Source organism: Streptomyces sp. Q2 (genome assembly GCF_056820935.1).
The window spans coordinates 13,835-35,945 of record NZ_JBXEJE010000018.1 but is presented as its reverse complement, the minus strand read 5'-3'; the positions used below and the strand labels follow the sequence as shown (position 1 = coordinate 35,945).

22 protein-coding genes, 1 tRNA gene and 1 pseudogene are annotated in these 22,111 nt (G+C 72.2%); 15 read left to right on the top strand and 9 right to left on the bottom strand.

Going from position 1 to position 22,111, the window contains the following annotated elements; genetic code table 11:
* Nucleotides 1-1,474: 1,474 nt before the first annotated feature.
* From ACWBNA_RS20695 to ACWBNA_RS20640, 12 genes are all read left to right on the top strand, one after another.
* Nucleotides 1,475-3,547, top strand: coding sequence for a sensor histidine kinase (locus tag ACWBNA_RS20695; protein WP_482705909.1), 2,073 nt, complete (start codon nt 1,475-1,477; stop codon nt 3,545-3,547).
* 68 nt (nt 3,548-3,615) lie between these two features.
* Complete coding sequence (locus ACWBNA_RS20690) at nt 3,616-4,050, top strand: roadblock/LC7 domain-containing protein (RefSeq protein ID WP_482705908.1); 435 nt, start codon at nt 3,616-3,618, stop codon at nt 4,048-4,050.
* A gap of 2 nt (nt 4,051-4,052) precedes the next feature.
* Complete coding sequence (locus tag ACWBNA_RS20685; protein ID WP_482706049.1) at nt 4,053-4,424, top strand: DUF742 domain-containing protein; 372 nt, start codon at nt 4,053-4,055, stop codon at nt 4,422-4,424.
* Nucleotides 4,402-5,001, top strand: coding sequence for a GTP-binding protein (locus ACWBNA_RS20680; protein ID WP_383870387.1), 600 nt, complete (start codon nt 4,402-4,404; stop codon nt 4,999-5,001). The genes ACWBNA_RS20685 and ACWBNA_RS20680 overlap by 23 nt, the downstream gene beginning before the upstream one ends.
* 61 nt (nt 5,002-5,062) lie before the next feature.
* Complete coding sequence (locus ACWBNA_RS20675) at nt 5,063-5,641, top strand: GAF domain-containing protein (RefSeq protein WP_482705907.1); 579 nt, start codon at nt 5,063-5,065, stop codon at nt 5,639-5,641.
* 328 nt (nt 5,642-5,969) lie between these two features.
* The gene (gene tdh, locus ACWBNA_RS20670; protein WP_482705906.1) at nt 5,970-6,998 is read left to right on the top strand and encodes an L-threonine 3-dehydrogenase; all 1,029 of its coding nucleotides are present in this window, start codon (nt 5,970-5,972) and stop codon (nt 6,996-6,998) included.
* 28 nt (nt 6,999-7,026) lie between these two features.
* Nucleotides 7,027-8,226: a glycine C-acetyltransferase gene (locus ACWBNA_RS20665; RefSeq protein WP_482705905.1), complete on the top strand. Its 1,200-nt coding sequence runs from the start codon at nt 7,027-7,029 to the stop codon at nt 8,224-8,226.
* A gap of 53 nt (nt 8,227-8,279) precedes the next feature.
* Nucleotides 8,280-9,182: a LysR family transcriptional regulator gene (locus ACWBNA_RS20660; protein WP_482705904.1), complete on the top strand. Its 903-nt coding sequence runs from the start codon at nt 8,280-8,282 to the stop codon at nt 9,180-9,182.
* A gap of 30 nt (nt 9,183-9,212) precedes the next feature.
* Nucleotides 9,213-10,592 (top strand): B12-binding domain-containing radical SAM protein, encoded by a 1,380-nt coding sequence (locus ACWBNA_RS20655; RefSeq protein WP_482705903.1) that lies wholly within the window; start codon nt 9,213-9,215, stop codon nt 10,590-10,592.
* A gap of 51 nt (nt 10,593-10,643) precedes the next feature.
* The gene (locus ACWBNA_RS20650) at nt 10,644-11,228 is read left to right on the top strand and encodes a helix-turn-helix domain-containing protein (protein ID WP_482705902.1); all 585 of its coding nucleotides are present in this window, start codon (nt 10,644-10,646) and stop codon (nt 11,226-11,228) included.
* Nucleotides 11,225-11,776 carry a GNAT family N-acetyltransferase gene (locus ACWBNA_RS20645; protein WP_482705901.1) on the top strand — a complete coding sequence of 184 codons (552 nt, stop codon included), beginning with the start codon at nt 11,225-11,227 and terminating at the stop codon, nt 11,774-11,776. The genes ACWBNA_RS20650 and ACWBNA_RS20645 overlap by 4 nt, the downstream gene beginning before the upstream one ends.
* A 30-nt stretch (nt 11,777-11,806) precedes the next feature.
* Complete coding sequence (locus tag ACWBNA_RS20640; protein ID WP_482705900.1) at nt 11,807-12,166, top strand: MmcQ/YjbR family DNA-binding protein; 360 nt, start codon at nt 11,807-11,809, stop codon at nt 12,164-12,166.
* Nucleotides 12,167-12,341: 175 nt separating this feature from the next.
* Here the strand turns inward: ACWBNA_RS20640 and ACWBNA_RS20635 are convergent, their stop codons facing one another.
* Together ACWBNA_RS20635 and ACWBNA_RS20630 are read right to left on the bottom strand one after the other, a co-directional pair.
* Complete coding sequence (locus ACWBNA_RS20635; protein WP_482705899.1) at nt 12,342-13,271, bottom strand: transketolase family protein; 930 nt, start codon at nt 13,269-13,271, stop codon at nt 12,342-12,344.
* A 65-nt stretch (nt 13,272-13,336) separates the two neighbouring features.
* Nucleotides 13,337-14,056 (bottom strand): transketolase, encoded by a 720-nt coding sequence (locus ACWBNA_RS20630; protein ID WP_482705898.1) that lies wholly within the window; start codon nt 14,054-14,056, stop codon nt 13,337-13,339.
* Between the two features lie 135 nt (nt 14,057-14,191).
* Between ACWBNA_RS20630 and ACWBNA_RS20625 the strand changes: the two genes are divergently transcribed.
* A tRNA-Pro gene (locus tag ACWBNA_RS20625) sits at nt 14,192-14,265 on the top strand.
* 423 nt (nt 14,266-14,688) lie between these two features.
* A complete protein-coding gene (locus ACWBNA_RS20620) occupies nt 14,689-15,021 on the top strand; it encodes a DUF2218 domain-containing protein (RefSeq protein WP_482705897.1) in 333 nt (110 codons plus the stop codon).
* Between the two features lie 9 nt (nt 15,022-15,030).
* Here ACWBNA_RS20620 and ACWBNA_RS20615 read toward each other — a convergent pair whose 3' ends face one another.
* The 7 genes and pseudogenes from ACWBNA_RS20615 to ACWBNA_RS20585 all read right to left on the bottom strand — a co-directional run bounded on the left by ACWBNA_RS20615 (nt 15,031) and on the right by ACWBNA_RS20585 (nt 20,424).
* Nucleotides 15,031-15,162, bottom strand: coding sequence for a hypothetical protein (locus ACWBNA_RS20615; RefSeq protein WP_482705896.1), 132 nt, complete (start codon nt 15,160-15,162; stop codon nt 15,031-15,033).
* Between the two features lie 76 nt (nt 15,163-15,238).
* A pseudogene (locus ACWBNA_RS20610) lies at nt 15,239-15,436 on the bottom strand (FAD-dependent oxidoreductase); the annotation flags it as partial.
* Between the two features lie 26 nt (nt 15,437-15,462).
* Complete coding sequence (locus ACWBNA_RS20605) at nt 15,463-15,999, bottom strand: NUDIX hydrolase family protein (RefSeq protein ID WP_217236484.1); 537 nt, start codon at nt 15,997-15,999, stop codon at nt 15,463-15,465.
* A gap of 33 nt (nt 16,000-16,032) precedes the next feature.
* Nucleotides 16,033-17,199, bottom strand: a complete 1,167-nt coding sequence (locus ACWBNA_RS20600; RefSeq protein WP_482705895.1) for an amidohydrolase family protein — start codon at nt 17,197-17,199, stop codon at nt 16,033-16,035.
* 1 nt (nt 17,200) lies between these two features.
* Nucleotides 17,201-18,604 carry a glutamine synthetase family protein gene (locus ACWBNA_RS20595; RefSeq protein ID WP_482705894.1) on the bottom strand — a complete coding sequence of 468 codons (1,404 nt, stop codon included), beginning with the start codon at nt 18,602-18,604 and terminating at the stop codon, nt 17,201-17,203.
* Between the two features lie 39 nt (nt 18,605-18,643).
* Nucleotides 18,644-19,456 (bottom strand): SAM-dependent methyltransferase, encoded by an 813-nt coding sequence (locus ACWBNA_RS20590; protein ID WP_482705893.1) that lies wholly within the window; start codon nt 19,454-19,456, stop codon nt 18,644-18,646.
* 116 nt (nt 19,457-19,572) lie between these two features.
* The gene (locus ACWBNA_RS20585) at nt 19,573-20,424 is read right to left on the bottom strand and encodes a hypothetical protein (RefSeq protein WP_482705892.1); all 852 of its coding nucleotides are present in this window, start codon (nt 20,422-20,424) and stop codon (nt 19,573-19,575) included.
* A 272-nt stretch (nt 20,425-20,696) separates the two neighbouring features.
* On the opposite strand from ACWBNA_RS20585, the gene ACWBNA_RS20580 reads away from it, so the two are divergent.
* Nucleotides 20,697-22,106: a cytochrome P450 gene (locus ACWBNA_RS20580; RefSeq protein ID WP_482705891.1), complete on the top strand. Its 1,410-nt coding sequence runs from the start codon at nt 20,697-20,699 to the stop codon at nt 22,104-22,106.
* Nucleotides 22,107-22,111: the final 5 nt, after the last annotated feature.

Below are 22,111 nucleotides of genomic sequence, written 5' to 3'. Positions count from 1 at the left end.
GCTGGCGTCGGTCGGTCGGCCGGGTGCCGGGGTGGATCGAGGCCGAGGCGGCGGTGCGAGGTGACCTGGGTTCGCCGGACGTGGTCCCGGCTTTGAGGGTGCCTGCGGCGGCCGGTGCGCGCAGTGCTGGAGCCGGTGGCTGTCGTCGGTCGGTCGGCCGGGTGCCGGGGTGGATCGAGGCCGAGGCGGCGGTGCGAGGAGACCTGGGTTCGCCGGACGTGGTTCCGGCATTGAGGGTGCCAGCGGCGGCCGGTGCGCGCAGTGCAGGAGCCGGTGGCAGTCGACGGTGGGACGGCCTGGTGCCGGGTAGGAGCGAGGCCGAGGCGGCGGTGCGAGGAGACCTGGGTTCGCCGGACGTGGTTCCGGCCTTGAGGGTGCCCGCGGCGGCCGGTGCGCCCAGTGCCGGACCCAGAGGCCCAGGCCGTCGGCCATGCCTTCGGTGGTGTCCTGCCCCGACACGGTCCGCAGGATGAGCTCCGCGTGGCGGGCCGCCTTGGGCTCGGCGACGCCGGCCGGGTGTGGACCGGCCCGGAGGCGCTCCTCGCGGGACCGCGGTCCCGCAGGACGAGTGGGGCTCGCGCGTGCTCGGCTGCGGTGAAGTCCCGGATCTCCCGCAGTAGTTGGGGCGAGCACCGGGCGAGATCCATGCGATGGGCTCCGCGGCCTCGGGCCGGCGGAGCACGCCTGGGGCCTCCACCAGGGCAGCGCCACGTCGACGGCGAGCACCGGACGGTCGTCGTCGAAGACGTACACCTCGTCGTCCGCCGCGTGTCCGGAACCGGGAACGCGCTCCTCCGGGCAGCCGCCGCCCGTAGTGGAGACGTCGAGGGCTGGGCCGAACTCCTTCTCGTACGGGAGCACATGCCCCGCGTGTCCGGTCAACGCGGGTCCGGGACGGGTGACTTCGCCGGACGTGCGGTCGATCGACAATGCGTACCCGTCCGCTCGCAAGGGCGAGTGATCGCCCGCAATCACGTCCGGCGTACCCCGCGGGAAGACGCCTCCGGACAGCTCCGTCCGTTACGGAGAGTGAATCTCCTGGGAGTGCTCGCGCAGGGTCGAAAGAGGCCCGGAACGCTCGTGTCCGGTGCCGGAGGTGGCGAGCGAGTGGTCGAGGGCGGTGAAAGGAGCGGAGTCCGAGGAAGGTGATTCCTCGGCTCGCTCTTCGTTCGTGACCGGTTCTGACCAGGCTTGATCGATCCTGGGTTCGACGGAAGCGGGTACCTGACGAACTTATCGGTCTGTCGTACGAGGACTCATACCAGAGCGGGACGCTGTGCGTGGGACTTTGTCAACTGCCCACCGCACATGATGCGTCGACGACTACTGTCAGTGTCCGTCGGGCGACGCGGGGCCGGAAAGTTCGGTTCTGCCGATCGACACCCGCATGCGCGTGCCCGCGTACGCATCCGACACGTGCAGCAGCGAGCCCCAGGGCAATCAGGCCCGACGGACCAGTACGACGAGGACACCGATGTCTCACCTCCGCGCCCCGGCCACACGCGCTGACCGCCGTGAGGGCGGGCGGCACGGCCGGCCGGCCGCCCGAGCCGTTCCCGCGCTGCCCGAGACCCATATACGGCCCCAACTGATGCGGCTGGCCGTGCTGCCGCCCGTCGCCGTCGCCCTGAGCGCCTGCGCCGCCGTACTGTTCACCGTCCGCTCCACCGGCGCCCGCCCCAGCCTGACGCTGTGGTGTGTGCTCGCCGGGGCCCTCTCGGTGACCTGCGCGGGCATCCTGATCGCCGCCGTGGCCGCCGACCGCGCCGCCCACTCGGTGAGCGACCGCATCGGAGCCCTGCGCCGCACCAACGCGCGCGGTGAGGCCGACCTGCGGGCCCTGGTCGAGGCGCTGCGCCGCGGTGACACCCCGCCCCAGCGCAAGCCGCACAGCGCCCTGCCCGAGGACGCCGACGACTTCGAACTGCTCGCCGCCGACCTCGCACGCGCCCACGACGGCGCCGTCACCGCCGTCGTCCAGGCCGCCCAGCTCTCCAGCCAGGCGGGCAGCGAACAGAAACTCGAGGTCTTCCTCAACCTCGCCCGGCGCCTGCAGTCGCTGGTGCACCGCGAGATCTCGATCCTCGACGAGCTGGAGAACGAGATCGAGGACCCCGACCTCCTCAAGGGCCTCTTCCACGTCGACCACCTCGCCACCCGCATCCGCCGCCACGCCGAGAACCTCGCCGTGCTCGGCGGGGCCGTCTCCCGTCGGCAGTGGAGCAACCCGGTTCCCATGACGGAGGTGCTGCGCTCCGCCATCGCCGAGGTCGAGCAGTACTCACGGGTCAAGCTCGTGCCGCCGATCGACGGCACCCTGCGCGGCCACGCGGTCGCCGACGTGATCCACCTGCTGGCCGAACTCGTCGAGAACGCCACCGTGTTCTCCGCGCCGCACACTCAGGTGCTGCTGCGCGCCAACCTCGTCACCTCGGGGCTCGCCGTCGAGGTCGAGGACCGCGGGCTCGGCATGCCCGTCGGCGAACAGAGCCGGATGAACGCCCTGCTCGCCGACCCGGACCAGGTCAACGTGGCCAGCCTGCTGGCCGACGGCCGTATCGGGCTGTTCGTGGTCTCGCAGCTCGCCAAGCGGCACGGAATCCATGTCCGGCTGCAGAGCAACATCTACGGCGGGGTCCAGGCCGTCCTCGTGGTGCCGCAGGTGCTCCTGGGAACGACGCAGGGCGCCCTCGGAGCCGTACCGCAGCCGCCGGACGCGCCGGCGGACGGGGCGAGCCCCTCCGTGCCGGTCCCGTTGCCTCAGCACCACCAGCCGCAGCCGCAGCCAGGAACGGAGCCGGGACACCGGGGCACACCGATCGCGCCGTCGGCCCCGCCGCGCCCGCAACAGGGGCAGACCGTGCAGGCGACGAAGACGGGCGGCGGACCGGCACCGCTGCCCGTGCGCGGGGCCCGCGGGCAGCGGCCCACCCCGGCCGAGGCCGTGCCCGGCGTGCGGCCCGACCACCGGCACCTGGTCGAGGAACACGCGGCCGCACCGCCCGTCCCGCGCAACGGGGCCGTGCGCGGCACCATGGGCAAGCCTCAACTGCCCCGGCGCCGGGCCCAGGAGCACATCGTGCCCCAGTTGCGCGACGGGCCGGCGCCCCGCCAGGAATCGGAGTACCTGGCCGGCCACGACCCGGGCCTGATGGCCGCCTTCCAGCGGGGCATCGGCCTGGCCGAGGCACAACAGCACGTCGAGGCGGCGTCCGGCGAGCCGACGACACCCCTGGCGCAGCCCCCGGGCCCGGCCATGGGGTCGGCAGGGATGGAGCCCGCCCCCACGGACCCCGTACGCGCGCCCGTGCCGCACCCCCGGACGGCGCCCTTCGCGTCCCTGGACCTCGGCCACATGGACGTCACGGACATGGCCACTCCGCCCTCCAAGGACGTACGCCTCATGGACCCGTCCCACATAACCGAGGCGCGTTCCGCGCACGGGCCAGGGAGGCACGACGTACGCGGCGTGCGGGACGGCGTGTCCGCGCCCGGGCCCGATCTCGACCACACCACCCGGCACGACGGGAGCGCACCCGCCGGATGATCAACCCCGCGTTGCCCCCACCCCCCAGCGCTCCCGCAGACCTTCGTACCTCAAGGAGTCGATCCCCCATGGCGAGCGAAGCGCCGACCGGCCATGTATCCGATCTCGACTGGCTGATGAGCGGCCTCGTGCAGCGCGTACCGCACACCACCAGTGCGGTCCTCCTGTCCAGCGACGGGCTAGTGAAGTCGGTCCACGGTCTCGACACCGACAGCGCCGACCACATGGCCGCCCTGGCGTCCGGCCTCTACTCCCTCGGCCGCAGCGCGGGCGTCCGCTTCGGCGACGGCGGTGACGTCCGCCAGGTCGTCGTCGAACTCGACGCGACCCTCCTGTTCGTGACCACCGCCGGATCCGGTACCTGTCTCGCCGTGCTGGCCGGGCGCGAGGCCGACGCGGCGGTGCTCGGCTACGAGATGGCCATGCTGGTCAAGAGTGTCCGCCCCTACCTGGTGACCGCGCCCCGCCAGCACTCCGTCGGACCGTCTGCGATGAGGCCTTGAGCGTGGCGACGGCCGGCGACGGGCCCTGGCTGGACGACGCGGCCGGACGGCTGGTGCGCCCCTTCACGGTCAGCAACGGCCGGACCCGGCCCACCATCGCGCTCGACCTGCTGTCGCACGTGATGGCCACCGGAGCCACCCCTCTCGGCTACCTCGGCCCCGAACACGCGCAGGTACTCGACATGTGCCGCGTGCCCGTCTCGGTCGCCGAGGTCGCCGCCCACCTGAAGCTGCCGGCGGTGGTCACCAAGGTGCTGCTGTCGGACCTCGTCGACTGCGGGGCGCTGACCACCAAACCCCCCGAGTTCACCCACAACCCGACTGACCGGGCCCTTCTGGAGGCAGTGCTCGATGGACTACGACGACAGCTCTGACCCCTTCCCCACCGCACTCAAGATCCTGGTGGCGGGCGGGTTCGGAGTAGGCAAGACGACCTTCGTTGGCGCGGTCAGCGAGATCGCGCCCCTGAGCACGGAGGAACTGCTCACCACGGTCAGCGCCGCGACCGACAGCCTCGAAGGCATCGAGAACAAGGTCGAGACGACGGTGGCCATGGACTTCGGCCGCATCACCCTCGACCCGGAACACGTTCTGTACCTGTTCGGCACACCCGGACAGGAGCGGTTCTGGTTCATGTGGGACGAGCTCTCGGAGGGTGCGCTCGGCGCGGTCATCCTCGCCGACACCCGACGTCTGGAGGAATGCTTCGCCGCCGTCGACTTCTTCGAACAGCGCGGTCTCGGCTTCATCGTCGCGATCAACGAGTTCGACGGCTCGTACCGCTACGACCCCGAGGAGGTCCGCGCCGCCATCGACCTCGATCCACAGATCCCCGTCGTGCGCTGCGACGCCCGGATCTCCAGTTCGGGCGTCCAGACCCTGCTGACGCTGGTCCGGCACCTGATCGCGCACAGTCCGGCACCCGCGCCGAGCCACGGCGCCCACATGTGACCCCCGCACACCCCGCAACGGAGCCGCATATGACGTATGCCCACAGCGACGGAGCCCGCCCATGAGCTACGACCTGCCTCGCCCGGCCGGTCGACTGCTGCTCACCCCCGAGGACAAGGAGGCGCCCGCCCGTACGCGGCGGCTGCGCCTGCTGGGGCTGGGAGAGCATCCGGAGCCCGCGCTCGACATCTTCGCGGTCCATCTCGCGGAGCGGGCGCAAACGCCGTACGCCATGGTCAATTTCCTCGACGAGTACCGGCAGTTCTTCGCGGGCCTGCGCGTTCCGGACGTCAGACTCCGCACGCCTCCCGACGAGGAGGCCAAGCCGGAGATCGGTCGCTTCATGGAACGCGACCACGGGTTCTGCCCCCATGTGGTCGTCCGGCGCAAGGCGTTGGTGCTGGAGGACGTCCGCGACTATCCGCGGTTCGCGGGCAACCCGGTCGTCGACGAGTTCGGCATCCGTTCCTATCTCGGCGCCCCGCTCGTCGACAGCACCGGCATGGTGCTGGGCACGGTGTGCGTCGCCGACGTCGAGCCGCGCCCCTGGGGCAGGTCCGGGCTGGAGACCATCAAGGCGGCGGCCGCCGAACTCGTCGTACGGGTGGAGCGACGGGAGGCCGACGGGTTCTGGCTCTGACTTCGCGTGCGGGTCGGCCGGGATGGCGCGGGCACCGGTGACGCGCGCCGGCTGGAGAACTTCGGCGAGGGGCCCGGGGGACAGGAGAAGGGGGTGGAACCCCCGGTGCTCGGCACCGGGGGTTCCACCCCCGGTGCTCGGCACCGGGTCACCGGCGCAGGGGCAGATGCGCGGCGGGGCGTGAAGCAGAGCTGTGGCGCCGCTTAAGAAATCCTCGATGGACCGGGGCGCCGCCGTACGGCAGATTGCAACGCGATTCCACCCCTCTCCCCGGAACGGGCCGCTTCGGCGTGCCAGGACCCGGGGACCCACGCACAGGAGCCGTAGCGTGAAGGCGCTGGTCAAGGAGAAGGCGGAGCCGGGACTGTGGCTCACGGACGTGCCCGAGCCCGCGGTCGGACCCGGCGACGTACTGATCAAGGTGCTGCGCACCGGGATCTGCGGCACCGACCTGCACATCCGGTCCTGGGACGGCTGGGCGCGGCAGACGATCCGCACCCCGCTCGTCCTCGGGCACGAGTTCGTCGGCGAGGTCGTCGCAACCGGTCGTGACGTCGCCGACGTCAAGGCGGGCGACCGGGTCAGCGGCGAGGGCCACCTGGTGTGCGGCAGATGCCGCAACTGCCTCGCCGGGCGGCGGCATCTGTGCCGGGCCACGGTCGGGCTCGGGGTCGGCCGCGACGGGGCGTTCGCCGAGTACGTCGCGCTGCCCGCCGCCAACGTCTGGGTGCACCGCGTCCCGGTCGACCTCGATGTCGCCGCGATCTTCGACCCGTTCGGCAACGCCGTGCACACCGCGCTGTCGTTCCCGCTGGTCGGCGAGGACGTCCTCATCACCGGCGCCGGGCCGATCGGCCTGATGGCCGCCGCCGTCGCCCGGCACGCCGGGGCGCGGAACGTCGTGATCACCGACGTCAGCGAGGAGCGGCTGGAGCTGGCCCGCAAGATCGGTGCGAGCCTCGCGCTGAACGTCGCCGAGTCGGCCATCGCCGACGGGCAGCGGGAACTCGGCCTGCGTGAGGGCTTCGACATCGGCCTGGAGATGTCCGGCCGCCCCGAGGCCATGCGGGACATGATCGCCAACATGACGCACGGCGGCCGGATCGCGATGCTCGGCCTGCCGGCCGAGGAGTTCTCGGTCGACTGGGCCCGGATCGTCACCTCGATGATCACGATCAAGGGCATCTACGGCCGTGAGATGTTCGAGACCTGGTACGCGATGTCGGTGCTCCTGGAGGGCGGCCTCGACCTCGCGCCCGTCATCACCGGCCGGTACGGCTACCGCGACCACGAGGCGGCGTTCGCCGACGCGGCGAGCGGCCGCGGCGGCAAGGTCATCCTCGACTGGACCGCGTAAGTCACCCGCATTCTTAAGGAGCTTGTCCATGTTCGACTCCGTGCGCGACGACCTCCGCGCCACCCTCGACGAGATCCGGTCCGCCGGCCTGCACAAGCCCGAGCGTGTGATCGGCAGCCCGCAGTCCGCGACCGTGAACGTCACCGCGGGCGGCCGCGCCGGCGAGGTGCTCAACTTCTGCGCCAACAACTACCTCGGCCTCGCCGACCACCCCGAGGTGATCGCCGCCGCCCACGAGGCCCTGGACCGCTGGGGCTACGGCATGGCGTCCGTGCGCTTCATCTGCGGCACGCAGGAGGTGCACAAGGAGCTGGAAGCACGGCTCGCGGCCTTCCTCGGTCAGGAGGACACGATCCTGTACTCCTCCTGCTTCGACGCCAACGGCGGTGTGTTCGAAACGCTGCTGGGCCCCGAGGACGCGGTGATCTCGGACGCGCTGAACCACGCCTCCATCATCGATGGCATCCGCCTGTCCAAGGCCCGCCGCTTCCGCTATGCCAACCGCGATCTCGCCGATCTGGAACGGCAGTTGAAGGAAGCCGCCGAGGGCGGGGCGCGTCGCACACTCATCGTCACCGACGGCGTCTTCTCCATGGACGGCTACCTGGCCCCGCTGCGCGAGATCTGCGACCTCGCCGACCGCCACGACGCCATGGTCATGGTCGACGACTCCCACGCCGTCGGATTCGTCGGCCCCGGCGGCCGTGGCACACCCGAGCTGCACGGCGTGATGGACCGCGTCGACATCATCACCGGCACCCTCGGCAAGGCGCTCGGCGGCGCCTCCGGCGGTTACGTCGCCGCCCGCGCCGAGATCGTCGCCCTGCTCCGCCAGCGCTCCCGGCCCTACCTCTTCTCGAACACCCTCGCCCCGGTGATCGCCGCCGCCTCCCTGAAGGTGCTCGACCTGCTCGAATCGGCGGACGACCTGCGGGTCCGGCTGGCCGAGAACACCGCGCTGTTCCGCCGCCGGATGACCGCGGAGGGCTTCGACGTCCTGCCCGGCGACCACGCCATCGCGCCCGTGATGATCGGCGACGCGGCGAAGGCGGCACGCCTGGCGGAGCTGCTCCTGGAGCGTGGCGTGTACGTGATCGGATTCTCGTATCCGGTCGTGCCGCAGGGACAGGCCCGCATCCGGGTGCAGCTGTCCGCCGCGCACTCGACGGCGGACGTGAACCGAGCGGTCGACGCGTTCGTGTCGGCGCGCGCGGAACTCGAGGGCTGACGCGACAGGTACTGAGGTACAGACCGGCCGGACAAATTGCGATAATCGTTCGCATGATCGAAGCGCGGCGGCTCCACATCCTCCGTGCGGTGGCCGACCACCGCACGGTGACCGCGGCTGCCGCCGCGCTGTACCTCACGCCCTCGGCGGTCTCGCAGCAGCTGACCGCCCTGGAGCAGGAGACCGGCCACCGGCTGGTCGAGCGCGGCGCCAAGGGCGTACGGCTGACCCCGGCCGGCGAGATCCTGCTCAGCCACACCCACGTGGTCCTCGCCCAGCTGGAGCGGGCCGAGGCGGAGCTCGCCGCGTACGGCTCGGGCGCCGCCGGCACCGTCACCGTCGCCTCCTTCGCGACCGGTATCGCCCTGGTCGTGGCGCCCGCGGTGGCCCGCCTCGCCGAGTCGGCGCCCGGCATCCGCCTCCGCGTCCAGGACGCCGAGGGTGATGCCAGCCTGCCGATGGTCCTCGACCGGCAGGTCGACGTCGCCGTGGCCGTCGAGTACCGCGGGGCTCCGCCCGCCGACGACCCCCGGCTGTCCCACGTACCGCTCTACGCCGAGCCCTTCGACGCGGTCCTGCCCCTCACGCACCGTCTGGCCGACGCCGGGGAGGTGCCGCTCGCGGACCTGGCCAAGGATCCGTGGATCGGGCCCTACCCCGGCAACCCCTGCCACGACGTGGTCGTCCTCGCCTGCGAGAGCGCCGGTTTCCAGCCCCGCCTCGAACACTCCTCGGACGACTTCCGCGCGGTCGTGGCCCTGGCCTCCGCCGACGCGGGCGTGGCGCTCGTGCCGCGCTCGGCGCTGATCGGCATGGACCTCGCCGGTGTGGTCGTACGGCCCGTGGACGGGGTCGCGCCCACCCGCCGGGTCTTCGCGGCCGTACGCCGGGGAGCCGAGGACCACCCGCTGATCCGGCCGGTCCTCGACGCGCTCGAAGACGCCGCACAGGGGTAGGGAACCGGCTACCGGCCGCACGCTGTCTGGATGGTCATGCGTGTGACGATGATCCTTCCGGCCCTGACCGAGGCGACGAGCCCGCTGTTCCGGCCCATCAAGTACTCGCTGTTCCCGCCGCTCGGCCTCGCCACCCTGGCCGGCTACCTGGACCCCGACGACGAGGTCACGCTCCACGACGAACACGTGGAGCGCCTCGACCTCGAAGCCCTCGACACTCCTGACCTGCTGGTCGTCCAGCCGTACATCACCTCGGCCCGCCGCAGTTACGAGATAGCCGACCACTTCCGCGCCCGGGGCGTCCACGTGGCGATGGGCGGCCTGCACGTCACCTCGCTCCCCGACGAGGCGGCCGCCCACGCCGACACGATCTTCACCGGCCCCGGTGAGGACGTCTGGCCGCTGTTCCTGAAGGACTTCCGCGACGGCGCCCCCGCCCGCCGTTACGACTCGACGCAGCGCACCCTGGCCGGACTGCCGCCCATCAGGCGCGACCTGATCAAGCGTCACCTCTACCTCGTGCCCAACTCGATCGTGGTGTCCCGCGGTTGCCCGCACCACTGCGACTTCTGCTACAAGGACGCCTTCTTCGAGGGCGGCAAGTCCTTCTACACCCAGGCCGTCGACGACGCCCTCGCCGAGATCGACCGTCTGCCCGGCCGCCACCTCTACTTCCTCGACGACCACCTGCTCGGCAACAGACGGTTCGCCGAGGCCCTGTTCGACGGGATGAAGGGGATGGGACGGCTGTGGCAGGCGGCCGGTACGGTCAACTCCGTGCTGAAGCCCGACCTGTTGGAGCGGGCCGTGGAAGCGGGGCTGCGCAGTCTGTTCGTGGGCTTCGAGACCGTCAACGACGCGAACCTCGCCGAGCGCCGCAAGAACCAGAACATCGGCACGGACTACGCGGCGGCGGTACGGCGCCTGCACGACGCCGGGGTCATGGTCAACGCCAGCTTCGTCTTCGGGCTCGACCAGGACGGTCCCGACGTCTTCGACCGCACCGTGGAATGGGCCGTCGGGCAGGGCATCGAGACGGCCACCTTCCACATCATGACGCCCTACCCGTCGACCGGACTGTGGAAGCAACTGGAGTCCGAGAACCGCATCGTGCACCGCGACTGGGATCTGTACGACACCCGGCATGTCGTCTACGAGCCCAGGATGATGACGCCCCGTCAGCTGGAGGAGGGCTACTGGCGGGCGTACCGCGACTTCTACCGCTGGTCCAACATCTGGCGGGGTGCCGCGGCCCAGCCGGGACCGCACGAGCGGCTGAGGCACCTCGCGTACTCCGGCGGCTGGAAGAAGTTCGAGCCCGCCTGGGACCTGCTGATCCGGTCGAAGCGGGTGGTGCGGGCACTGCCGGCGCTGGAGCGGACGCTGGCGGCGTTCGGAGGACGGGATTGACGTGACGGGAGCCACAGCCTGACGTTTCATATTCGGGATAAGCTCCCGAATATGAAACATGAAGTCGTCGAGACCGGGCCGGACCCCGTCGACGCCAGGCTGGGCGCCCGTCTGGCCGAACTGAGGGCCGAACACGGCTGGTCACTCGGGGAGTTGGCGGAACGCAGCGGGGTGAGCAAGTCGACCCTGTCCCGGGCCGAGCGGGCGGAGATCAGTCCCACCGCCTCACTGCTGAACCGGCTGTGCGGTGTCTACGGACGCACCATGTCCCAGCTGCTCAGTGAGATCGAGGCGGAGCCGGCGCTGCTGGTCAGGGCCGCCGACCAGCCGGTGTGGGAGGACCGGGCCTCCGGGTTCGTGCGGCGGTCCGTGTCCCCGCCGCACTCCGGACTGCGCGGAGAACTCGTCGAGGGGCGGCTCGCCCCGGGCGCCGACATCGCCTACGACCGACCGCCCGTGCCCGGCCTGGAACAGCACATCTGGGTCCTCGAAGGGGCGCTCCACGTGACGGCGCAGGACACCGGCCATCACCTCGACGCCGGCGACTGCCTGCGGCTGCGGGTGTGGGGGCCCACGCGGTTCCGCTGCCCGGGCCCCGAGCAGGTGCGGTACGTACTGGCGGTGGTGCTGCCGTGATCGTGAGCCGGCTGGACGGCACCCACGTGCTCGGCCGCGTCGACGCGTTGGCCGACCTGCTGGTCGACACCGTGGACGGCGGCGCCTCGGTGGGTTTCCTCGCTCCGCTCGACCGGGCGGCGGCTCTCGCCTGGTGGCGGGAGCGGGCGGCGGGTGTGGCGGCCGGGCAGCTCGCCGTGTGGGTCGCGCAGGACGACGGCCGGACGCTCGGCACCGTGAGCCTGGCCTTCCCCGACAAGCCCAACAGCCGTCATCGCGCCGAACTGGTCAAGCTGATGGTGCACCGGGAAGCCCGCGGACAGGGACTCGGCCGCAGTCTGCTTGCGGCCGCCGAGGAGGCGGCCGTCGACGCGGGCGTCACCCTCCTCCACCTGGACACCGAGACCGACAGCCCCGCCGAGCGCCTCTACACGACCGCCGGCTGGACTCGGGCCGGAGTGATCCCCGACTACGCGGCGGACCCGGCCGGGGTGCTGCGGCCGACGACGCTCTACTACAAGCACGTGGGGGCGGCCGCAGGAAGCGGAATCAAGGCTCTCACCAGGTGATTGTCAGTGGCAGCCACTACGGTGCCTGTCATGCCGGACGCCGAAGACGTACGCCGAATCGCCCTGTCCCTGCCGGACACGACGGAGAAGATCGCCTGGAGCATGCCCACGTTCCGGGTGGCGGGGAAGATGTTCGCCACGCTGCCCGAGGACGAGACCTCCCTCGCCGTGCGCTGCCCCAAGGAGGAGCGCAACGAACTGGTGCTGGCCGAGCCGGAGAAGTTCTGGATCGCCGACCACGAGGCCCAGTTCGCCTGGGTACGGGCCCGCCTCGCCGCACTGGAGGACGAGGACGAGGTGCGTGACATCCTCGCGGACTCCTGGCGTCAGGCGGCGCCGCCCCGACTGCTCGACGCCCATCCGGAACTGGGGCTGCCGACCGGGGAGTGAGGCACGCGGGCTCGCGTGCGGCGCGGCAGGGGAGCGCACGGCCTTGGGGAGCGGACGGCCTTTACGGGGAGGAAGCCCGCCCGGCCCCGCGGATCCACCTGCCGCGCCGGTCCCGCCCACGACCGGGTCCGCCCCACGACCGGTCCGTCTCACGCCCCCGCCCCCCCGCTCGCCGCTACTCCGCCGCCACCCCGCTCGCCACCACCCCGCCCGTCACGAACCCGCCGATCCGCTCGCGGAGGGACCGGGCGTCGAGTCCGTGTGCGGCGATGTGTTCCTCGACGCCGCCGTAACGCCGCAGCTCGCGGCGGCCCACGCCGAGGCCCAGCACCCGGTGGGGCACGTCGGCGAGGGCGTCGTTCGCGGCCGCCGTCGAGGTGCCCGCAAGATACGGCTCGACGAGCACGACGTCTGTGCCGGCCGTCTGCGTGGCCCGGCGCAGGGCCACCGCGTCGAAGGGCCGTACGGTCGTCGCGTACAGCACGGTCACGTCCAGACCCGCCACGGCGGCGAGCACCGCGTCCAGCAGGGGGCCGACGGCGACGACCACGCCCGAGCGGCCCTCGCGGACGGTGCGGAACCGCGCGCCGTCGACCGGGAGCGCTTCCCGGTTGGCCTGCGTGGACAGCCGTACGTACACCTTGTCGTCGCCCGCGGCGACCGCGTGCCGCAGCAGGGTCTCGGCCTCGTCCGGATGGCCCGGCACGTGCACGGTCCAGCCGTCGAGGGTGTCGAGCAGCGCCACGTCACCGGGGGACATGTGGGTGTACCCGCCCGCGGGCCAGTCGAAGGAGGCGGCGGCGCTGACCAGCACGGCCCCCACGTCCTGGTGTCCGAGGTCCAGCTTGATCTGCTCGAAGGGGCGCTCGACGAGGAAGCTCGCGAAGGTGTGCACGACGGGCCGCAGCCCGGTCAGGGCCATCCCCGCGGCCGCCCCGACGAGAAGCTGCTCGCGGATGCCGACGTTGACGACCCGGTCGGGGTGCCGGTGCCAGGCCTCGGCGAAGCCGTCCCGGCCGATCTCGGCGAGGACGACCGCGACTCGCGGATCCTCGTCGAGCAGGCGCGAGACGACGGCGGGGAGACGGTCACGCATGGTGTCCATGGAGGGTTCGGGCCTTTCCGGAGATGTCTGGGCGACGGACTTCAGGCAGACGTTCAGGCAGACGTTCAGGCGGACTTCGGCTCGACCCGGGCCACCACCACGTGCGGGCGGCCCGGGTGCGGGGCGGTGAAGGCGGCGTGCAGCGCCTCGTGGTCACGGCCGTCGACCGTGACCGCCGACCAGCCGGCGGCCTCGAAGCGGGCGGCGATCCCGCCGGGCCGGGCGTGACTGGCGGAGGCGTTGTCGATCACGACGGTGTGCAGCCGCTCCAGAGCGGCGGGCCCAGCGAAGGCGATCGCCTCGTGGTTGCTGCCCTCGTCCAGTTCGGCGTCCCCCACCAGCACCCACACCCGGGGCTCGTCGAGCCCCTGGGCGCGCAGCCCCAGCGCCGTGCCCACGGCGATCGGCAACCCGTGTCCCAGCGACCCGCTGCCGATCTCGGCCCCCGGCACGAGCACGCGGTCGGGATGGTGGCCGAGCGGCGAGTCGTAGGAGCCGAAGCCCGGCAGCCAGTCCACGGGCACGAAGCCCTTGGCGGCCAGCACCGCGTAGTACGCCATCGGCCCGTGCCCCTTGGACAGCAGGAACCGGTCCCGCCCGGGATCGTCCGGCCGCTCGGGCCCGACCCGCAGCACCCGGTCGTACAGGACCCACAACGCGTCCATCGTGGACGTCGCCGCCGGTCCGTGCTTCTCGTCGCCCGTCATCAGCCCCATGAGGCGGGCCAGGTCGTCGTACCCGTACCTGCGGCCGGACCTGCGGCCGCGTTCCTCGGTGATCGTCATGCAGACGATCGTGCAACCTCGAGCAAGGTTGAGGTCAAGGGGTGGGTGCGGCGAAACGTGGGCGCGACCACGGACCCGAGTGCGGTATTGTTTCCATGCGCGTTCGGCCGGGGGAAACCCCAGGTCAGACGGCACCGGGACGTGGCGCAGCTTGGTAGCGCACTTGACTGGGGGTCAAGGGGTCGCAGGTTCAAATCCTGTCGTCCCGACGGTGCGAAGGGTCTTCGCAGGCGAGAGCCTGCGGGGGCCCTTTTCGTGTTGGCCGGACTCGGTCCTCGCGGTTGGCCGGGCGCCCGGGCAGCTGAGGCGGTGGTCGGGCCGCGCGGCCGGAGAACAGGACGGCAGGGGCGTACCCGGTGACGGGCAACTCGTAGATGCCGTAGGCCTGCGAGTCCTCGCCTGGCCGGCCTCGTCGAGGCGCTTGCTCCTGGACGCGCAGAAAAAGAGGCCCGGACGCCGACATGTCCCGTCCGGCGGTTCCTGGCGCGGCTGTGACCTGTGCATTCCGCCCATAGCCGCCGAACTGCTCTGTCCCGCACCGTGGAAGCGCAGGCGTGAGAAGGTGCGTGTCCGACACGCCACCGCGGCACCATCGACACGTTCGCCGCCCACAGCGATCCCCGGAGTTCGCCATGTCCCGTTCCGAAGCCCGCGTCGCCACCGACCGACCCCACCGCTACGCCAAGCAGCTCGCCTCCCACCTGGGCCGACGCAGTGAGACCCGCTGGGACGAGGAGACCGGTGAGGGCCGGCTGATCTTCCAGAACGGCACCGGCTCACTCACCGCGGTGGACGGCGCGCTGCTGCTCGCCGTGGAGACGGAGGCCGAACACCTCGACCTCCTCGAAGACGTCGTAGGCCGTCACCTGGTCCGCTTCGGCACCAAGGACGAACTGGTCGTCGAGTGGCGACGGGACACGGGCGAGCCCGGCACGACCCAGCGCACGCCCGAAGACGGGGAGTGACCTCGTCCGTCAGCCCGCGTCGGGCGCCCACCGGCACCGGCGCAGTTCGGCCGCCGGTTCCCCGGTGACGAGTTCCCGCGCCACCAGTCGCCCGACGGTGGGCGCCAGGGTCACGGCCGAGTGCAGGACGGCCAGGTACACCGACCGGTCCGGCGTGACATGGCCGAGGAGTGGTCCGGCGCACGACGACGTCCGGCAGCTTGGTCGCGAGGCGCCGGTGATCGGCCAGGACGGAGCCACGCAGGTCCCGCGCGCCGCCCGGCCAGTCCCCGCCGCATCCGCCGATCCACGCGAAGGACCCACCGGTCACGCCCGTGGCGGGGGCCGGCCCACGGTCGATGAGGGTCACGGACGCTCCGCGGCGGGCCAGGTGGTACGCGACCGACGAGCCGACGGTCCCCGCACCGACGACCACGACCGGCGCAGCCGCCGCCGGACCGCTCAGACCGAGCAGCCCACGTGTGCCAGCGCCTGCTTGAGCAGCACCCCGTGCCCGCCCGGCATCTCGCTCTGCATCGCGGGCGACAGGGCGTCCTGCGGGCTGAACCAGACCAGGTCGAGCGCGTCCTGCCGGGGACGGCAGTCGCCGCTGACCGGGACGACGTAGGCGAGGGACACGGCGTGCTGACGAGGATCGTGGTACGGCGTGACGCCCTGGGTGGGGAAGTACTCGGCCACGGTGAAGGGCTGCAGGGAGGGCGGGATCTGGGGCAGCGCCATCGGGCCGAGGTCCTTCTCCAGGTTGCGCAGCAGGGCGTCGCGGACCCGTTCGTGGTGCAGGACGCGGCCCGAGACCAGAGTCCGGCTGACCGTTCCGTCGGACCCGATGCGCAGCAGCAGGCCGACGCTGGTGACTTCGCCGCTGTCGTCGACGCGCACGGGCACGGCCTCGACGTACAGGATCGGCATCCGGGCGCGCGCCATCTCGAGCTCGTCGGAAGTGAGCCAGCCGGGCGTGGTATCGGTCATGTCAGACATTGCTTGATCATACTTTCCGGGAATCGCGAACGCTCAGTCGCGGTGGGGACTGGGACGAGGGGGATCGGTGTCGGTCGGGGGAAGTCCGTAGAGGCGGCGCGCGTTGTCGCCGCCCGCCCACGCCGCGATCCGCAGCGCGTCCGGCAGGCTCAGCTCGTCGGCGTCCACCCGCTCCTGGAGCAGGCCGGCCAGGCCGTGCCGGAAGGCCAGCGCGCCGAGATGGTAGAACTCGGCCACACCGTACGCGTCCGAGCTGTACAGCAGTTTGCGGAACGGCGTGATCTCCATCGCCTCCGCCAGAACCGCCCCGGCCCGGGAGGGACCGACGTAGTGCAGGGTGAGCCCCACATCGAGGTACACCTGTTCGAACACGGCCGCCAGGTAGGCCGCCTGGCGCTGGTAGGGCCAGCAGTGCAGCAGGAGTACCGGGATCGTGCCGGCGGTCAGGTGCAGCCAGTCCGTCAGGTGGGTGGGGTCCACCCGGTGCAGCCGGATGTCCGCGTCGCCGAAGCCCGTGTGCAGCTGCAGCGGCAGCCGCAGATCCACGGCGGTCCACAACAACTCCCGCACGAGGACCGGATCGGCCAGCCGGCCGCCGCCGGCGAGCCAGCGCCGGGCCGCATCGGTGACCTCCGTGTCCGAGGGTCTCACCGGGTCCAGGTCGAAGCCGGTGCGGTAGGCGGCGACGGACTTCACCGCCACCACGCCCGGACGCGACACGGCCTCCAGAGCGGCCGCCCGGAACGTTTCGGCGTACGCGTCCGGCTCCACCCCGCCCGCCGCCACCGCCTCGGCGACGGCCTCCAGCCGTACCACCTCGTACGCCGTCCCGCCCGCCACCGCGGCCAGCTCCCGCGGCGCGGTGAGGCGGTCCGGGGTGAACCCGGTGTCGACGCAGAACGCCTCGGTGCCCGCGGCCGCGAGGAACCGGCGGTTCACCTCGCGCGCGCCCAGCTCGGCCCGCCGCGCCACATACTCCTCGGGGGTCGCGTGACGCGGCAGGTCCAGGAGGGGAGCGCAGTGGCGACGGACGGCCACACCGACCGGGCTGTCGAACGGCGAGATCCCGGGCCACACCCCGCCCTCGGTGAGCAGCGACTCGAAGCCCGCCCGGTCGAGGTCGGCGGCGACCACCCCGTGGCAGTGGTGGTCCACCAGCCGCACCGCGTCGAGCGTCTCGTGCACGGGTCCCGCGCCCATGTCAGTACTTCCAGCGGTACGCCGCCGCCACGCCCTCGTCGTCCAGCCCGGCGACGGCCGCGACCTCCCCCAGGCGTACGGCGACCACCGCGTCGGCGAGGACGGGGCCCAACGCCGTGCGCAGCAACTCGTCGGCGCGGAACGCCTCGACGGCCTCGGACAGCGAGGTCGGCAGCCGTCGTACGCCCCGGGCCGCCGCCTTCCGGGCATCCAGCCGGGCCGGATCCCCGGTGATCTCCTCGGGCAGCGGCGCTGACGAGGCCAGGCCGTCCAGACCGGCGGCGATCAGGCAGGCCAGCGCGAGGTAGGGGTTGGCGGCCAGGTCGACCGGCTTGACCTCCAGGTTCGCGGCCCGGTCGCGGACCCCCGCGGTCCCGGTGACCACCCGCAGCGCCGCCTCGCGGGTCTCCCGGCCCCAGGCGGTGAACACCCCGGCCCACTGGGACGGTTTGAGCCGCAGATGGCTCGCCGGGCTCGGCGCGGTCATCGCCGTGAGCGCGGGGAGGTGGGCCAGGATGCCCGCCGCGAAGGACTCGGCCTCGGCCGTCATGCCGTACCGGCCGTCGCCCCCGGAGTGCAGGTTCACACCGTCGCGCCAGGCGGAGAGGTGGATGTGGCCGCCGTTGCCGACACCCTGGGCGAAGACCGCCGGGGCGAAGGAGACGACGAGGCCGTGGCGCCCGGCCACCGCGCGGATCGTCTGCCGGACCAGCACGCTGCGGTCGGCGGCCGCCACCGGGTCGAGCGCGCCCACCGCGACCTCGAACTGCCCGGCCGCGTACTCGGGATGCAGCTGCTCGACCTCCACGCCCTGCGCCGCGAAGGCCGCCAGCAGGTCGGCGGTGTAGTCGCCGAGCTCGACCTGCCGGGTGGCGCTGTACGCCGGCCCCGTCGTCGCCGGCACGAAGTCCCCGTGGGCCGACGGGCCTTGACCGACGGCCCACTCCACCTCGATGCCCGCCTTGAAGGTGAGGCCGCGTTGCTCGGCGGCCTCCCGGACGATCCGGCGCAGGAGGGTACGCCCGCAGGCCGGATGGGGCTCGCCCTCCTGCGTGATCCGGTCCACCGGCGCCCACGCCCAGCCGGGCTGCCCGACCAGCGCCACCAGGTGGTCCAGGTCGGGATACAGCCGCAGATCGCCGTCCGGCGAACCCAGCACGTCGGTGGCGACGATCGAGTCGTCGGCGAGGAAGGTGTCGAACACCGGCGACATGCCGACGCCCCAGGTCACCGCCGCCACCAGCCGCGCCGTCGGGACGGTCTTGACCCGGGTGACGCCCGCGGTGTCGACGTAGGAGAGGACGATGCCGTGCACGCCCCGCCCGGCCAGCTCTTCGGCGAGCACGGCGGCCCGTTCGGCCTCCCCGGGACGTCCGCCGGGGACGGGATCGGCAAGGGTGGTCATACGTCCTCCACGACGAGCTCGGCCGGATCGGCGCCTGCGTCAGGGTTTCACGGCCACCGCGCCGAACTGCGGTACCACGAGCGGGGAATCGGGCTCGGCACGCCACTGCGAGCACGACACCAGACCCGGTTCCAGCAGCTCGAGCCCTTCGAAGAAGGCGGCGATGTCCTCGCGGCTGCGGGCGCAGATCGGCGGCGTGGCGTTCTCGTTCCAGAACTCCATGGCCGGGATCTGACCCTCGCCGCCGAGGCCGGCGTCGAAGGTGGGGTGCGTCAGGGCCAGGTAACTGCCGGAGGGCAGCTCGGCCATGACGCGGCGGGCGATGTCCCGCGCCTCGGTGGTGTCCAGGACGAAGTTGAGGATGCCCAGCATCATCACCGCGACCGGCTTGCTGAAGTCGAGGGTCCGCGCGGCCCGTTCGAGGATGGCGTCCGGGTCGTGCACGTCGGCGTCGATGTAGTCGGTGACGCCGCCGGAGGTGCTGGTGAGCAGGGTGCGGGCGTGCACCAGCACGATGGGGTCGTTGTCGACGTACACGATCCGCGACTCGGGCGCGATCCGCTGGGCGATCTCGTGGGTGTTCTCCACCGTCGGCAGACCGGTGCCGATGTCGAGGAACTGACGGACCCCCTGGTCGGCGGTGAGGTACCGCACCGCCCGACCGAGGAACCAGCGGTCGGCGCGGGCGATGTCCCGGATGATCGGGAACATGGTGGCGACGTGCTCGCCGACCTGCTGGTCGACCTCGTAGTTGTCCTTGCCGCCGATCCAGTAGTTCCACACGCGTGCGTTGTGCGCCACACCGGTGTTGAGCCTGGCCGACATGCCTGACGGGGTGTGGCTCTCGCTCACGTGACCGCTCCTTCTCGCGCCTGTGGTCCTCGTCGCCATTGTGCCGTCCGATGATCAGCTTGTCCCGGAAACGGCCGAGCGGAAACGTGGTGCGCGAGGGCACGGGACTCCCGAAGTCAGTCGATCTCGCCGGGGTCCGCGGAGGGCGTCCGCCCCGCCTGGACGTCCTTCAGCCGCTCGGTGCCCAGTTGGACCGCCCGCTCGACCGAATCGCTTTCGTCCCCGTCGAGACCGCCGGCTGTGACGGTGATCGCGTCCGTGCCGACCCGCACGACGGCGACGTCCAGGGTGAGCGTGGCCGGCGCGTCGGCGGCCGTGCCCTGGACGGTGACGTGCAGTCCCTGCCGGGCGTCGCCCACCTTCGGCACGGAGGTCTCGGTCACCTGCACCGTGCGCTCGTCGCCCGTGTCGTCGGTCGCCGTGAACTGGTCGCACTCGGTGGGCAGGGTCTTCAGCCAGCTCAGGGACTCGTCCAGGGCCACCTTGTCGTAGGCGGCGACCTGCTGGAGAAGGCGGGAGTCGCCCTGTTCGAAGCCCCGAAGCGCGCCCGCCCCGGACAGCTTGCCCAGCAGGTCGTCGCTGTAGAGGGTGTCGAGCAGTTTCTGGCAGTCGGCAGCGTCGGTCTTGGCGGTCAGGAACTCCGACACGTCGACCTTGCCGACGAGCAGGCTCTCGCGCCAGGAGGCGGCCTCCTTGTCGCTCACCTGCGTCCAGTCGTCCTCCAGGTCGGCCTCGGTGAGCAGCGCGGCCCGGGCCCCCGCCGCGGTGAGACGGCCGGCCGGCGAGGCGGTCGGCGACCTGGCGGCCAAGGGCGAGACTGCCCGCGACCGCTCGGCCACGGGCGACGCGGCGACGTCGGAGACCGCCGAACCGCCGTCGTCGTCCGAGCAGGCCACGCAGGTCTGCAGCGCGCCCGCCGCCAGGGCCGAGGTGAGGAACCGGACAGTACGGGGCGGGCGAGCGGTCATGCGTATGCCTCCTGAGGACGCGGAACGTGTCCTCAGCGCATCACCGGCCCCCCGGGCACACCACCGCACCGGCCTGTTCGGGTGACCGGCCGGACGGCGCGCACGCCCCGCCCGGCCTGCCCGCCGGAGTCACCGCGGGGCGGCGTACTTTCTCGTTACCGGCGGGTACCCCGGGGTGGGACTCGAGGGCTGCCTGAGGTACGGTCTCCCAGGTCCGCCACCACTCACAGGCGGCGGACCGCTACGGGCAGTGTCGAAGGGGCGGCAGGACGATGGAGTTCCACCTGGTCGACGAAGGGGAGCCGACGCCGAGCGGCGCGCGGCTGGAAGCCCTGGACCCGGAGCCCCTGCTGACCCGGGACTACGAGACCCGTCCCGGCCTCGTCTACGAACGGCTGCGACAGCGCCACGGGCCGGTCGCGCCGGTAGACCTGCTGGGCGTGCCCGCCTGGCTCGTGCTCGGCTACCGCGAGGCGCTCGATGTGCTGCAGGACGACGCCGGCTGGCCGAAGGGCCTGGAGAACTGGCGGGCCCGGTCGGAGGGCAGGGTGCCCGCCGACTGGCCGCTCGGTCCCTCCCTGGAGGTCAACCACATACTCATCCAGGGCGGCCCGGGTTACCCCGCACTGCGCAGCGCGTGGGACGCGGCACTCCGGCCGTTCCAGGACCCGAGGAACCCGCAGGCCAAGCGGCTCAAATCGGCCGTCACGGTCTACGCCGACGAGCTGATCACCCTGCTCGCCCAGGGCGGGCGCACGGGCATGGCCGACCTGTCGGCCCAGTTCTCCCGCCCGCTCCCGCTGATGGCGGCGAGCCACCTGCTCGGTTTCCCCGGCTCGCAGGGCGACGACGCCCTGATGGACATGTGGCGGGTACTGGACGCCGGCCCGGACGCGGAACCCGCCCTGGAGCGGCTCCTGAAGACGCTCTCGGAGCTGGCCGCCGCCAAGATCGAGCAGCCGGGCGACGACTTCCCCTCCCACCTGCTGGCCGCCCACCCGGACCTCTCCGTCGACGAGCTGGCCAGGGAACTGTTCATGCTGCTCGGCATGACCTCCGACCACGTCGGCATCCTCATCTCCAACACCGTGGTCGAGGTGATCTCCGGGGAGCGCGAGGGCGGAGTGCGCAGCGCCCTGTCCGCCGGGATGGTCCGCGAGACCATGAACCGGGTGGTCATGCGCAAGCCGCCGCTGGTCAACTTCGTGCCGCGGTTCGCGGCCAAGGACACCCGGCTCGGGAACTACACCATCCACGCAGGCGACCCCGTGTGGGTCTCCTCGGCCGCCGCGCACGCCGACCCGCTCTTCGCCGGTCAGATGACACCGGGCTCCTCCACCATCAGCAGCCGCGCGCACCTGTCGTGGGGCGCGGGACCTCGCCAGTGCCCCTCCCGCGAACTGGCGTCGACGATCGCGTCCGCGGGAGTCAGCCGCCTCTTCGAACGCTTCGGGCACCTGGAACTCGCCCTCCCCGTCGACCAACTGCCCTGGCGCTCCTCGCCGTTCATGCGAGGGCTGCGCTCGCTGCCCGTGCGCTACGAACTCACCGCGTCGGCCGTGCGGTATGTGCCGGCTCCCCAGGAGGCCGAGGCCCCCGCGGCGGACGTACCGGACCAGGCCGCCAAGCGCCGGTCGTCGCTGTGGCGGTACCTGACGGGGCTCATCCGCTCGGACGGCTGAGCGCC